The 12,331-nt window shown below is 68.1% G+C and carries 14 protein-coding genes and 1 pseudogene; 5 read left to right on the top strand and 10 right to left on the bottom strand.

Annotated elements, in window-relative coordinates; genetic code table 11:
* Positions 1 to 421 precede the first annotated feature (421 nt).
* The gene (locus PV341_RS38740; protein ID WP_500332305.1) at positions 422 to 847 is read right to left on the bottom strand and encodes a hypothetical protein; all 426 of its coding nucleotides are present in this window, start codon (positions 845 to 847) and stop codon (positions 422 to 424) included.
* 451 nt (positions 848 to 1,298) lie between these two features.
* Between PV341_RS38740 and PV341_RS38735 the strand changes: the two genes are divergently transcribed.
* On the top strand, positions 1,299 to 1,550 hold the full coding sequence (locus PV341_RS38735) for a DUF2750 domain-containing protein (RefSeq protein ID WP_500332306.1): 252 nt from the start codon (positions 1,299 to 1,301) through the stop codon (positions 1,548 to 1,550).
* Between the two features lie 170 nt (positions 1,551 to 1,720).
* On the opposite strand, the gene PV341_RS38730 is transcribed toward PV341_RS38735, so the two are convergent.
* The 3 genes and pseudogenes from PV341_RS38730 to PV341_RS38720 form a co-directional block, all read right to left on the bottom strand.
* Positions 1,721 to 2,095 (bottom strand): transcriptional regulator, encoded by a 375-nt coding sequence (locus tag PV341_RS38730; protein ID WP_500332307.1) that lies wholly within the window; start codon positions 2,093 to 2,095, stop codon positions 1,721 to 1,723.
* Positions 2,092 to 2,862: a hypothetical protein gene (locus PV341_RS38725; RefSeq protein WP_500332308.1), complete on the bottom strand. Its 771-nt coding sequence runs from the start codon at positions 2,860 to 2,862 to the stop codon at positions 2,092 to 2,094. Before PV341_RS38725 ends, PV341_RS38730 begins: the two co-directional genes overlap by 4 nt.
* 545 nt (positions 2,863 to 3,407) lie before the next feature.
* Positions 3,408 to 3,751: pseudogene (locus PV341_RS38720) on the bottom strand (tyrosine-type recombinase/integrase); the annotation flags it as partial.
* Positions 3,752 to 4,603: 852 nt separating this feature from the next.
* On the opposite strand from PV341_RS38720, the gene PV341_RS38715 reads away from it, so the two are divergent.
* Positions 4,604 to 4,849, top strand: a complete 246-nt coding sequence (locus PV341_RS38715) for a hypothetical protein (RefSeq protein WP_500332309.1) — start codon at positions 4,604 to 4,606, stop codon at positions 4,847 to 4,849.
* Positions 4,850 to 5,430: 581 nt separating this feature from the next.
* Positions 5,431 to 5,967, top strand: coding sequence for a transposase (locus PV341_RS38710; RefSeq protein ID WP_500360261.1), 537 nt, complete (start codon positions 5,431 to 5,433; stop codon positions 5,965 to 5,967).
* Here PV341_RS38710 and PV341_RS38705 read toward each other — a convergent pair.
* From PV341_RS38705 to PV341_RS38695, 3 genes are all read right to left on the bottom strand, one after another.
* Entirely contained in the window at positions 5,874 to 6,944 is a 1,071-nt protein-coding gene (locus tag PV341_RS38705) for a hypothetical protein (protein WP_500360260.1), read from the bottom strand. The two genes, PV341_RS38710 and PV341_RS38705, sit on opposite strands and share 94 nt — an antisense overlap.
* Positions 6,944 to 7,465, bottom strand: coding sequence for a SigE family RNA polymerase sigma factor (locus PV341_RS38700; RefSeq protein ID WP_500360255.1), 522 nt, complete (start codon positions 7,463 to 7,465; stop codon positions 6,944 to 6,946). The genes PV341_RS38705 and PV341_RS38700 overlap by 1 nt, the downstream gene beginning before the upstream one ends.
* 243 nt (positions 7,466 to 7,708) lie before the next feature.
* Complete coding sequence (locus PV341_RS38695) at positions 7,709 to 8,332, bottom strand: hypothetical protein (protein ID WP_500332388.1); 624 nt, start codon at positions 8,330 to 8,332, stop codon at positions 7,709 to 7,711.
* A 237-nt stretch (positions 8,333 to 8,569) separates the two neighbouring features.
* On the opposite strand from PV341_RS38695, the gene PV341_RS38690 reads away from it, so the two are divergent.
* Complete coding sequence (locus tag PV341_RS38690; protein ID WP_500360259.1) at positions 8,570 to 9,403, top strand: zinc-dependent alcohol dehydrogenase family protein; 834 nt, start codon at positions 8,570 to 8,572, stop codon at positions 9,401 to 9,403.
* Positions 9,404 to 9,572: 169 nt separating this feature from the next.
* Here PV341_RS38690 and PV341_RS38685 read toward each other — a convergent pair whose 3' ends face one another.
* Positions 9,573 to 10,634 carry a hypothetical protein gene (locus PV341_RS38685; protein ID WP_500360257.1) on the bottom strand — a complete coding sequence of 354 codons (1,062 nt, stop codon included), beginning with the start codon at positions 10,632 to 10,634 and terminating at the stop codon, positions 9,573 to 9,575.
* A complete protein-coding gene (locus PV341_RS38680; RefSeq protein ID WP_500360255.1) occupies positions 10,634 to 11,155 on the bottom strand; it encodes a SigE family RNA polymerase sigma factor in 522 nt (173 codons plus the stop codon). The genes PV341_RS38685 and PV341_RS38680 overlap by 1 nt, the downstream gene beginning before the upstream one ends.
* 297 nt (positions 11,156 to 11,452) lie before the next feature.
* On the opposite strand from PV341_RS38680, the gene PV341_RS38675 reads away from it, so the two are divergent.
* Positions 11,453 to 11,749 (top strand): GYD domain-containing protein, encoded by a 297-nt coding sequence (locus PV341_RS38675; protein ID WP_500360254.1) that lies wholly within the window; start codon positions 11,453 to 11,455, stop codon positions 11,747 to 11,749.
* 79 nt (positions 11,750 to 11,828) lie between these two features.
* Here the strand turns inward: PV341_RS38675 and PV341_RS38670 are convergent, their stop codons facing one another.
* Positions 11,829 to 12,185, bottom strand: a complete 357-nt coding sequence (locus tag PV341_RS38670) for a hypothetical protein (protein WP_500360253.1) — start codon at positions 12,183 to 12,185, stop codon at positions 11,829 to 11,831.
* Between the last annotated feature and the right edge of the window lie 146 nt (positions 12,186 to 12,331).

Raw genomic sequence — 12,331 nt, 5'->3', positions numbered from 1 at the left:
TGCACAGCAGCCTCGGCTACCGCAGCCCCGCCGAATATGAGACAGCACACGCAGCCTGACCACCACACCATTGGTGTCCGTCAAAGCGGAACAAGCTCACACATAGGTAGGCCCGAGGGCCATGAGGTCAGAGCCGCGGTGACCGGGTCGGCCGGCGCTCCGATGCTTTAGGCAGCCACCATGGGGCGAGCTCGAGGATCGGGGCCCACATCGGGCTATTGCGGGCAGGTCCAGAGACTGCCCGAGTCGCGGGGAGCTTACGGGCCCCGATCTCTCGCCCCATGGCAGCTCCAGCCCAAAGCCTCTCCACACCGGCCTCATGCGAGAGCGCCCTCCCGGCCGTGGCGGGCCGAGAGGGCGCTCAAGTGACGCCAGAACCTCCTACAGCTTGGAGGTTTCAATAGCGAGGACTGGGACGGCCTTATGCCCAGTCAGTGCAGGAGTTGAGGAAGGTGCTCCCTTCGAAGCGAGCAATCTCGACACCCTTCTCGTAGATGCCGTAGCTGCTCTGGGCCGTGGTGGACCACACCTTGGTGGTGCCGTTGCCATCGGCGTTGGTATGCCAGGGCCACGTGAGGGTCTGCCCGGTGTCCGTCTTGGTGAGGTAGCGAACTCGGACGCTGTGGCCATCGGCCGATGTGTCCTTGACCGAGAGAGTCACCTGCACCTCGGCCCTCGGGTCAGAGCCGTTGACGGACACGGACGAGCCAGAAGCGCCCGTAGTCGAGCAGCTGGCGGTCTTGGTCACTGCGGCCGCAGCGCTCGAAGTGGAAGCTGCTCCCACCGTGAGCGCGGTTGCCGCGAAACACACACCCAGGGTGCGGCTGACCATCTTTACGCGGTTCACGTTAACTCCTTTTGGATCTTGAGATGGTGAAGATCAGACCACCGGCAGGGAGCACCAACAAGAACGTTTTCAGACGTGTGTGCTGTCTTGTTCTCGGTTCGGGCGAGTCGGAAGGAGACGGTTGCGGTCGCGTGCCCAGCGCCCCTGGGCCGTGTCTGGGCCGTCCAAGGGCGCTCAAGGGCGACCAAAGGTGACAATAGTTGGCGGGTTGACCGCAGGTCACAGGGCTGGTCGCCTCGGTTATCCCAGGTCGGCGGAAGCCCGATTCACTTCCAGAAGAACTGATTACGCGCCCTTTCGCGCGCTTGCTACTTTTTGGAACCGTGAGCCAGAGTGATGCCCAAGCAGCTGCATTCTTCAGGGACGTCGCACGCGAGCGGACGGTTTGGTTCGTACGTGACGATGCCGGCAGCCCTGCCCCGATGGACTCCAGCGGACGGGGAGCAGCTCCGTGCTGGTCCACGGCCGCGCGCGCGAAACGGCCGCCGAACTCTGGGGTGGAAACCTTCGAGTCGAGTCTCTGACGTTGGACCACTGGCGCAATGCCGGGCTTCCTGACCTGTCCGGCGAACAATTGCTAGTCGGGATCAACTGGACGGGCCCACGGTTGGTGGGATGGAGCTTCACCGTCCCCGAGGTGATCAATCGCCTCACCCACGCGCTCGGCGAATCTTCCCCCGGTCCAGCACCGGCCTCCGGTTAGGCGAGCGACCCGTGAGTGCCCCTCTCAGTGACCGTGCCACATCCGTGCCAGAACGGGAGGGGACTCACGGGGAACCGGGGTGCCGAGGGGTGCGCCTGCCGGACTCTGTTCAAGGTGGGGAATCCACAGGTCACGCCGGTGTTCGCCCCACCTCGCCCCTAAGGCGGTGCTCATATGCCGGTTGGGCCGATTACGGGGCCGGAGGCTTCCAGGCGGTGGACGAGTGCACGCAGGGCCCGGAGTTCGGCGTCCAGTGCCTGCGTGCCTTCGCGGGTGAGGGCGATCCACGTGCGGGGGCGCTTGCCAGCGTAGCCCTTCTCCAAGGTGATCAGGCCTGAGTCCTCCAGCACCTTCAGATGCCGGGACAGGTTTCCGTCGGTGACGGCCAGTTGCTTCTTCAGGAAGCCGAACTCGACCCGGTCGGCTTCGCGAGCGACGGTGAGGATGCCGAGCCGCACGCGCTGGTGGACGGTGTCGTCCAGCGCGTGGGTCGGATGCAGTCCTTCGTGGTTGTCACGCGCGGCGGACGAGTCCTCGACGCTCATGAGGCGACGGTACGCGTACCGGCAGCGTCCGGGGAGGCCCGGCGGCGGACTGCCACCCGCTCCGCCAGACCAGCGAGGAGTAGGACCGCCGCAAGCAGGAGAGCCTTGGCCTGCGGGCCGTCGGTCCAGCCGGGGTGGGTGGGGTGCTCCCAGGGGAGCCACCCGCTGCCCCAGGAGGCTCCCAGGTAGGCCGTGAGGACCACGGCGTGAGCAGTGCCGGCCGCTGCGGCGATCCAGCTGCGTTCGGCCATGCCGAGGGCGAGGAGTCCGATGCCGACCAGGTACCACGGGGAGGCGTAGCTGTTCTCCAGCAGTGCGGCCTCCCACGGTTGGTTCCTGCCGAACAGCAGCATGACCAGGGCCGTCGTGATCGCCGCGGTGGCTGTGACGGTTGCGCGAATCCACACAGCGCGGCGCGGGACGATGCCGCGAGTCTCGCCACGCAGGCGATACCAGCGGGCGAAGACGAACCATGCCAGGGGGAGGAGCGCGAACCAGACGCCCCAGGCCGCGAAGCGCAGGACGGCGCCGTCGAACTCGCCTTTCAAGCAGGGAGTTCCCGGCTCATGCACGACGCACAGGCCAGTCAGCTCGGCGTAGGCGAAGGCTGGATAGGACCCGATGTAGCGCCCGTGGGCCCCAAAGTTGAAGGCGTACCGGGCGACCGGAGTGGCCGCCAGCGCCAGGAGACCGAAGCCGAGGAGGGGGACCCACGAGCCGTTCAACTGCGTCCGGGTCCTGGCCCGCAGGCCTTCCGTCGCGGCCAACAGGCCGGCCGCCCGCGTCCTCGTTTCGGATTCCGCGCTGCTCGGTGTGGGTGCTCCCATGATGTCCCCCGCTAGTCGCGCTTCAGCAGCGCTGGAAATCGGATTGCCAGCCGGCCACCCGCCACTCACTAACTTTGTGATGCAAAGTACATGGCAGTCAAGAGCAAGCGTCATACCGTCCGTTCCCAGGCGAGCCCCCTGGGGATCAGCCACGGTCACTGCGGCCAACCGGCCAGTCCCATAGAGCCTCCATCCCGCGGGAGGTTCGGGATGTAATCCACAAGTCGACTCGATTGCATCTTTGAGGCCGAGGCAGAACGACCGCGCGTTGATCGCGAACAGGCGCCCAATCCGTCCTTACCGACGCGCGTTCAGCGCGTTCTGCCGTGCCCAATGCATGCCCGATCGGGGCGGTAACCGACAGTCGATCAGGGGCCACCGCGAACCCCCGCAACGGCATCTTGAGCCACCAGACCTGGCGGGTCAGGATCTGTTTGGTGTTCGTCCAACCTTGCGATTCCCAAGCTCAGAGTGCGGCGCCCAGTAGCCCATCGCAGCAGCGATCGGCGTCGGTCGGTGATCTCTCGGTCTCGGCCGTTGACCATGCTGATAGATCAGCGCACGCGGAGTGCTGTGGCCCATCCTGGTCATCAGCTCCCGCAGGCTCACGCCGGAGGCGGCCAGGGTGTTCCCCGTGTGTCGAAGATCGTGAAAGTGCACGTCCGCCGTGCCCGACCTGGACCGCGCGCGGATCCAGTCGTCGCGGATGTTGCTCCGCCGCACCTGCCCACCCCCGGGGACCGAGGGAGACGTGACCGTCCCGGCCGTGCCCGGCGTAGGTGTCGAGGTGCCGCTGAACGTCCGGAAGCAGTTCGCTCGGGAGGGCCACTCATGCCAGCTCCCGCCCACAGCCGCGCCGCCGACCTCGCGCCTCAGCTGCCCGCACTTACCGACCTGCAACCTTGACTGGACGTGATCAAGGCCTGGATAAGATCACGCCCGACACGTACGAGGTTGGGGGCGGGACCTAGGTGAAGCGGCAACTAGTTTCGATCGCTTGCGGTGGAACGGCGGCTCTGGTGCTGCTGGCAGGTTGCAGCAATTCCCACGCTGAGCCGAACCCTGACCGAGCCGCCTCGCCGGCTGCGTCCACAGGCCAGGAGGAGGCTCCCCAGTCGCCCAAGGCAGCAATTGCCGTTCACGTCAAGACGGTCCTGGAGCACCGCCTCACTCCCAATGAGTCGCGGTTCGGTTCAGGCACAGGGTCGCCCTGCTCAACCTCGTCAGCGCGGATGTTCACTGCCGAGTGCCGCTCTGCAGCGGAAGCCACAGGGGCCGATGCATCGTTCGCTCTGGAGCAGATCGAGCACCACGAAGGCTTTGCGACGCTGCGTTCTGTCGCCAACAAGCTCCGGACCGCTGTCGCTAGGTACCAACAGCTTGGCTGCGCCAACAACCCGACCAGCGCATCGACCCGTCACGCCTGCCTTGAGCCTGCGGCCCTCATCGCTCAAGGCTTCCCAGATCTTCGCGATGGCGCCAACCTCGGCCTGGGGGGGCTCTAGGCCACGGTCCGACCGGGCCGTCTCCGGGCCGTCCGGCGGTGCTCAATGACAACCAAGCTGACAACCGCTGACAACCCAACCGCAGGTCAGAGTACCGACCAAGAACGTCTCCCAGGTCAGGTGACCGGAGAATCACTTCCAGGAGAACCGATCCGACTACCTTCGGCAGGGTACGGATGCGTTTCCTGATCAATGCGGACCGGCGCATGGTGGTGGTCTTCGAGCCGGCCGCGGCCGAGTACGTGATGGAGCCGGACAAGGACGTCGTCGTGGAGTGGTTCGGAGACGGCGATGACGGCATGGTCTCCTTTGAAGCTGAGGACTTCGTTGTGCACGCGCCGAGCGGTGGCTACAACAGGGCCTGGGACTCCGAAGGCATAGAGATCTACATAGGGCCTGAATCAGGACCAGACGCACGCTGACGTATCGGGCTGGCCGCATGACAGACTGCCGTCCATGACGCACAGCCGAAAGGGCCATGCCGCGTAGGCGCCCCTCACGCCTCCGGGCGAACAACAGACGCTTTGCTGCCAATCACGGCAGTTACTCAAAGATCAGCCGACTCTCGGGCCCCGCTCAAGCACGAGTCATCGAGTTGGAACGAACCCGGCTCCAGCCCGGCCTGGTAGGGCAAGCTCTCTCCCGTTGGGCAGCCATCGGACAAGCGCCGAAGGACCAGCTTCCCTCACCGTTCAGTGACCGGTGCGGCGTCCCAGACTGCTGCCCTGAGCCCTCAGACGAGCGAGATCTACTGGAGCTGGCGATCTGTGCTCTCCCAAAAAAGACAGCCCGAGAGTTGCGCAGCATCGTGCAGACTCTCGACCTGAAAATCCTCGAAAGACCCGATGGCCTGCCATACGGCGAGCCGACACATTGTTGGTGGCGAGAAGCCTTCTGATCCGATCGTGCCCCATAGCCGAGTTGGTGCTGTTGGGCCTGATCCGCTGTGGCGGACATCCGAGATCTGGGGTTCAGCCCCGGGAGGATGTCCATCATGGAGAGCATGGGGAAGAAGACGCCACGCCCTCGCCGCTCGTTCACGCCGGAGTTCAGGGCCGAGATCGTCGAGCTGTGCCGACGCGGGGACCGCTCGGTCGGCCAGGTCGCCAAGGACTTCGATCTCACCGAGACCGCGGTGCGCGACGGGGTGAAGCAGGCCGAGGTCGGCGCCGGCGAGCGTGACGGCCTGACCAGCAGCGAACGTGAGGAGCTGGCCGCGCTGCGGCAGGAGAACCGGCGGCTGCGGGAGGACGTGGAGGTCCTCAAGCGGGCCACGGCTTTCCCCCTGTCGCTGCACCCCGTGGGCAGTCGGCCCCCTGACCGCTGTGGGTGGTCAGGGGGCCGGTCGGTACTGGTCACGCGGAAGGCGTGGATTCGACGGAACACAGCGCGTCCTGGCGGCACTCGGGGAAGCGAGAGGTGCTCCCGACGACTGATCCGTGCGAGTCAGCCCAGGACGTTCGTCGTCCAGTCGTGCTGGTCCGTCCCGAGCAGGGTGAACCGCTTCAGCCACGCCTTCGGGCCGCCCACCGTGCGGTAGGCGTCCACGCCGTACATCGACTCGGTGCAGAGTTTGAGGCCGCGCTCCCGGACGCAGGTCGGCTTGGGCGGGACGTGCTGGGAGCCTACCGGGGGCGAGCTTTTTGCGGGCTCGGGCAGGTCCGGCTGGACCGTGGTCGTGATGTACCTCCCCCCGACCAGGAAGCTGATGGTGGTCGTCCAGGGCACATGCCTTGCCCAAGGGGTCGGATCCTCCTGGAAGTAGGCCGAGGAAAGCGTGAGTCCCGCGGGCACATCGCTGATCCGGAACGGCAACGGAATCGCCCGGTGAGCCACGACGACCCCTTCCGCGATCCGGTGCAGGATCTCCTGTGCGCCGGTACCTGCCATGTACTCGGCGCTCAGTTCGGCCCAGCGGCCGTCCGCTGTCTGCCAGCGCAGAGTCCACCCGCCGGCGGGCCCCCAGGCGGCCGTCGCGCTCTTCCCCACCCAGTACGCGGGGCGGCCGTTGACCGACGGCGCCTCGACCCGGTGCTGCCGCGGGCCTCCCGGGTAGAAGGGCCGCCCGGTCGAGGGCGTGGTCCCCTCGGGGTAGACCTTGAGCCAGAGGATGGGTGCGACCGAACCGCCTTCGGGGACCTTGCCTTGGGCCCGCACGACGGTTTTGCCCTTCTCCGGCAGGTAGCCGAGGGCGTCGATGTTCTTCGGGAGCCAGCCGAAGGACGCCTCCACGGTCAAGAGGGCGTGGCCTGTGTCCGGGGCGGGGGTGGGAGCGGTCCAGACCCGGCTCGCGGCCGGCGTCGGCCGCTCGGCCCGGTCGACACCGGGCGGCAGGAACGACACCACCGCGGTCGCCGCCACCGCAGCCGCCACCGCACCGAGCGCCGCGAACCGCCTGCGCCGCACCCGGACCCTGCCCTCCCGCACCGCCCTGCCGACATCGACACCACTCGCGGGCGCAGCCGTGCCGGCCAACTCACCCAGTTCCCGGGTCAACTCATCGGTCCCGTCACGCATCACACAGTCCTCCCAGCAGTAGTGGCGGAACGGGCGGCGAGCACCCCACGCAGAGCCTGAAGACCACGCGCCGTCTGGCTCTTGACGTTCCCCGGAGAACAACCCAGCGCATCGGCGGTCTGCTCGACACTCAGATCGTGGTAATAGCGGAGCACCAAAGTCGCGCGTTGCCGGGGCGGAATCGCCGCCAACGCCCGCCGCAGATCAAGGGAGGCATCCGGATCGGCCGGCGGCGCCGGATGGTCCTCCACCGGCCGGCCCTGCCACCGAGCCGCCCACCGCAGCCGCGGCGAACGCTGCTCCGCCAAAAACGTGTTCACCAGCACCGCCCGGGCATAACCGTCCGGGTTCTCCGCACGCCGCATCCGCCGCCAGTGGACGTACAACTTCGTGAAGGTCTCCTGCACCAGGTCATCAGCCCGATGCCAGTCCGAACACAACAAAAAGGCCACTCTGCGCAGCCAGTCCGCTCTGGACTCGGCGAACTCCCTGAACTCCTCATCACGCCCGCGCTCCGCCATGGACGGCACTCCTTTCCAGGCCGCACTCCAGGTGAAGCCCGACACCCTGATGCAAGAAGCGAGGCGAAAGGTTGCACGGCCCATCGTGCCTGCGGCGATCAGTTCTCCCGTCGTGGTGCGGCAGGATCGTCACCGTGCACGGGGGTCACCGGAGAGGGGCCTGTCACCAGCCGGGCAGAAGCACCAGGTGCCCCGGTACCCTCGCTCCCGGAGAGGTCGGACAGCGGCTGCTCCAGGCACGGCCTACTCCGGTGCGCGATAGGCGGCGGCCAGGTAGTCGCCGACGTTGTCCGAGGCGACCAAGACGATCCGCCCGTCCTTCAGCCGTATCCCGAAGCACTTGTCCACTTCGCCCTTCGCGATGAAGTTCAGCTCCGGCACGGAGTACCGGCCGACGATCTTCCCCGTCGCGGGATCCTGAACGGTGAAGGAGTTGTACTTGTGCCCCTTCTTCCGCCATTCCTGGATCGGTTGCCGCGTCACGCCCGGTTCTCTCGCCACGAACTTCTGACCGTCACCGCCTCCCATGGGGTTCAGATCCGTGCCGGTACGCGCGTCGTACGTGGACCGGTCGACGAGGCCCCGGTCCTGTGAGTCCAGTGCCCTTGACGCACTTGCCGGGTAGTCCAGCTGCCGGTAGTACATGCTGTGGCCGTCCGACAACCGGATGGCCTCGAGCGACATGTTCGAGACGCGGACGATCCGGTCGTCCATCACCCAGACGGCACGCACGTAGTCGTAGTCCCCCGCGTACCCCGTCGGCACGTCCCAGAGTTTCCTCAGGATCGGCCCGTGCCCGCCGTTGGCGTTGTCGGGGTTGCCCTCGCTCGCACAACCGGAGAGCGCCGGCCCCCCGAGGAGACCCAACGCGACGACCCCCGCGGCGCATCTGGATCTGCGGGGCCTCCGGGTGCCGGACCGGCGGATGGATCGGACGGCGCGCACGAAATCAGCCCCCACGAGACGGACGACAGATCCGCACAGCCTAAAGGTTGTCCCCGTACGGGGTGGGAGTTGCCCGGTGAGGGCGAGGTCGTGCAGGCGGGCGCGGCCGCTACGGATTCTCCCCGGAGTTTCCCACCGTCGGGGGGGCACATGGAATGCGTGGGCCGCATCGAGGCCCTGGGCCCGGATGCCGGGGGACTGACGATCGGCGAGCGCGTGGTGACCGTCGCGGTCCCGGCGGTACCCGGGCCGCGCGTGGCCGGCACGTGGCAGGAATACCTCGTCGCCGATGCACGAAGGCTCCTGCCGGTCCCCGACCAGATGAGCGACTCCGACGCCTGTCAGCTCGCCGTCAACCCGTTGACCCCGCTGCTCCTGGTGACTCGCGAACTCGACGTACAGCCGGGTGAATGGTTGTTGCAGACGGCCGCGGGCTCCACCGTCGGCCGGCTCGTCATTCAGCTGGCCGGGCATCTGGGTATGCGCACGATCAACGTCGTGCGGCGACGCGATGCCGTCGAGGAGATCAGGGCACTCGGCGGCGACGAGGTCATCTGCACGGAGGACGAGGACCTGGTGCACCGCGTGGCCGAGATCGCGGGGCCGGACGGCGTGCGCAAGGCCATCGACTGCGTCGCGGGCCCCGTTGGTGCCCAGGTGTCCCAGGCCTTGGCTCCCGGAGGACAGGTCGTGGTCTACGGCGCGCTCTCCACCCATCGGCAGACCGACCCGGCAGCGCTGACGATCCCGCTGTCGGCGCGCTCGGTCATCTACGAGACCAAAGCGGTCCGTGGCTTCTGGCTGAACCGCTGGTTCGGGAGTGCCTCACCTGAGGACGCGCTGCGCGCGCTGTCCGAGGTCCGTGATCTCGTCGCCGACGGCGTGCTGAGCATCCCCGAAGGCCGGCCGTTCCCGCTCGAACGCTTCATCGAAGCCATCACGCTCGCCGAGACACCCGCGCACGGCGCCAAACCACTCTTCGTCTTCGGGTAGGACGCCGTACCACGGCAGCCCTCGAACAGCGGTGGGTGAACCGCCGGGGCGCATGCCGTAGGGCCAGTTCAGGGGCTTGATCCCCCGGAACTGGCCCTTTCTCGTGATCACGGCCGTACCGTATGCGTGCCACAGGGCTCGGGCAGCCGCTTCGGGGCGCCCGTCGACGTCAGCCCAGCACGTTCGTCGTCCAGTCGTGCTGGTCCGTCCCGAGCAGGGTGAACCGCTTGAGCCAGCCCTTCGGGCCGCCCACGGCGCGGTAGGCGTCCACGCCGTACTCCGAACCGGTGCAGAGCTTGAGGCCGTCCTCCCGGACGCAGGTGGACGTGGAGCGCTGGACAACCGCGCCTGGCGGCGGGCTCATGGTGGGCTCGGGCAGGTCCGGCTGGACCGTGGTGTGGATGTACATCCCGCCGACGATGAAGTCGACGGTGGCCGTCCAGGGCGCGTCGTCCGGCCTCCGCCCCATGTCGAAGGAGGCCTCGGAAACGGCGAATCCCGCGGGCACATCGCTGATCCGGAACGGCAACGGAATCGCCCGGTGAGCCACGACGACCCTTTCGGCGATCTTGTGCAGGGTCTGCTGCCCCGCGGTCCCCGGCATACCGTCACCCTGCAACTCCGCCCACCGGCCGTCCGCGGTCTGCCAGCGCAGATGCCAGACACCCGCGGGGCCCCAGGCTGCCGTCGGGCTCTTCCCCACCCAGTACGCGGGGCGGCCGTTGACCGGCGGCGCGTCGATCCGGTACTGCCGAGGACCTCCGGGGTACCAGGGGCGCCCGAGCGACGGCTTGGTTCCCTCGGGGTAGACGTCGAGCGAGAGGCCGGGCCCCCTCACACCGCCTTCGGGGATCTTGCCCGCGACGCTCACGACGGTTCTCTTCTGCTGCGGCGAGTACTCGATCTTGTCGAAGCCAGCCGGGAGCCAGCCGAAGGACGCCTCCAGGGTCAAGGGGGCGTGGCCTGTGTCCGGGGCGGGGGTGGGAGCGGTCCAGACCCGGCTCGCGGCCGGCGTCGGCCGCTCGGCCCGGTCGACACCGGGCGGCAGGAACGACACCACCGCGGTCGCCGCCACCGCAGCCGCCACCGCACCGAGCGCCGCGAACCGCCTGCGCCGCACCCGGACCCTGCCCTCCCGCACCGCCCTGCCGACATCGACACCACTCGCGGGCGCAGCCGTGCCGGCCAACTCACCCAGTTCCCGGGTCAACTCATCGGTCCCGTCACGCATCACACAGTCCTCCCAGCAGTAGTGGCGGAACGGGCGGCGAGCACCCCACGCAGAGCCTGAAGACCACGCGCCGTCTGGCTCTTGACGTTCCCCGGAGAACAACCCAGCGCATCGGCGGTCTGCTCGACACTCAGATCGTGGTAATAGCGGAGCACCAAAGTCGCGCGTTGCCGGGGCGGAATCGCCGCCAACGCCCGCCGCAGATCAAGGGAGGCATCCGGATCGGCCGGCGGCGCCGGATGGTCCTCCACCGGCCGGCCCTGCCACCGAGCCGCCCACCGCAGCCGCGGCGAACGCTGCTCCGCCAAAAACGTGTTCACCAGCACCGCCCGGGCATAACCGTCCGGGTTCTCCGCACGCCGCATCCGCCGCCAGTGGACGTACAACTTCGTGAAGGTCTCCTGCACCAGGTCATCAGCCCGATGCCAGTCCGAACACAACAAAAAGGCCACTCTGCGCAGCCAGTCCGCTCTGGACTCGGCGAACTCCCTGAACTCCTCATCACGCCCGCGCTCCGCCATGGACGGCACTCCTTTCCAGGCCGCACTCCAGGTGAAGCCCGACACCCTGATGCAAGAAGCGAGGCGAAAGGTTGCACGGCCCACGACTCGGGTACCGGAACCGGCGCGCTCACCCAGAAGGGCCGCGCGCGACGCCTGGGCGGAGCGGACCTGAAAGCTCGTCCGCGCGACGGCGGAGGCCGGTGGCAACAGCATCCTCGTTGATCGGGCGACGGCCGCCCCCGCGCCGGATGCGGCCCGACAGGGGCGCACATACGCTGTGAGAGGACGCCCCTCTCTTTGTCGAGGTGAGAGATCGTGCCGCTCTACATCACGCTGCTGAGCTGGACCGACCAGGGGATCCGCGCCTACGCCGACACGGCCGACCGGGCCGACGCCTTCGGCGACGCCCTGCGGCGCGTCGGGGGGCAGCTCGTGGACATCTACTGGACCGTGGGGCCCTACGACCTCGTGGCGCTCGTCGAGGCGCCCGACGACGAGACCGCCGCCGCGGCGCTGCTGCGGCTCGGCGCGATCGGCAACATCCGCAGCACGACCCTGCGGGCCTTCGGGCGGGACGAGGTCGAGGGCATCATCGCCAAGGCGTCCGCCTGAGGAACGAGGGCCTCGCCACCGCACCTGGACGAACTTCGGGCGGGCCCCCGGGACGACGGGAGGACCGGGCGGAGCGCGGTCACGAGCCGTCGGCGGCCTGTTCGAAGAAGGAGCCGCGCCTCAGCCGCTCGTAGGAGGGTTCTGCCCGCGCCATCCACGCGTCCACGTCGGCGGCCAGGGACGGGAACCGCTCCTTGAGGGGTGCGGCCAGGGCGGCGATCTCCTCCCAGGAGTCGGCGAGATACGTCTCGTTCTCCAGGCCGATCGCTACGGCCGCGCGGAATGGGTCGTCGGACCGCAGCCACCGATTCGCCACCTGGACGATGCGGGCCATGTGCTCCGCGTCGATGATCCACGACATGGAGGGGAGCTGTTCGGAGACGTAGCCGGGGGCCCGGTGGTCGACGAGGAAGTCCATGACCTGCTCGACGTCCATTGATACCCCCTTGGTGCGGCCGGTTCCCTTGACCGGCGGGGTCACATGCCAGACGCGGGGCCGGAGCCGGGTGAGAACCTTTCCGCGGGGGCCTGAGTCCGCAACCCCCGGGAGGGGTTGCGTGTGGAGGGTGGCAAGGGGCGGGG

Origin of the sequence: Streptomyces sp. PA03-1a (assembly GCF_033792805.1) — a bacterium.
Classification (GTDB): domain Bacteria; phylum Actinomycetota; class Actinomycetes; order Streptomycetales; family Streptomycetaceae; genus Actinacidiphila.
The sequence above is the reverse complement of the archived record's forward strand: the minus strand, read 5'-3'. Positions and strand labels throughout refer to the sequence as shown.

Excerpts from the sequence above, each read along its gene's own strand:
- PV341_RS38700 (WP_500360255.1), bottom strand. The coding sequence starts at position 7,465 with ATGGCGGAGCGCGGGCGTGATGAGGAGTTCAGGGAGTTCGCCGAGTCC.
- PV341_RS38670 (WP_500360253.1), bottom strand. The coding sequence starts at position 12,185 with ATGGACGTCGAGCAGGTCATGGACTTCCTCGTCGACCACCGGGCCCCC.
- PV341_RS38680 (WP_500360255.1), bottom strand. The coding sequence starts at position 11,155 with ATGGCGGAGCGCGGGCGTGATGAGGAGTTCAGGGAGTTCGCCGAGTCC.
- PV341_RS38715 (WP_500332309.1), top strand. The coding sequence starts at position 4,604 with ATGCGTTTCCTGATCAATGCGGACCGGCGCATGGTGGTGGTCTTCGAG.
- PV341_RS38705 (WP_500360260.1), bottom strand. The coding sequence starts at position 6,944 with ATGCGTGACGGGACCGATGAGTTGACCCGGGAACTGGGTGAGTTGGCC.
- PV341_RS38730 (WP_500332307.1), bottom strand. The coding sequence starts at position 2,095 with ATGAGCGTCGAGGACTCGTCCGCCGCGCGTGACAACCACGAAGGACTG.
- PV341_RS38685 (WP_500360257.1), bottom strand. The coding sequence starts at position 10,634 with ATGCGTGACGGGACCGATGAGTTGACCCGGGAACTGGGTGAGTTGGCC.
- PV341_RS38710 (WP_500360261.1), top strand. The coding sequence starts at position 5,431 with ATGGGGAAGAAGACGCCACGCCCTCGCCGCTCGTTCACGCCGGAGTTC.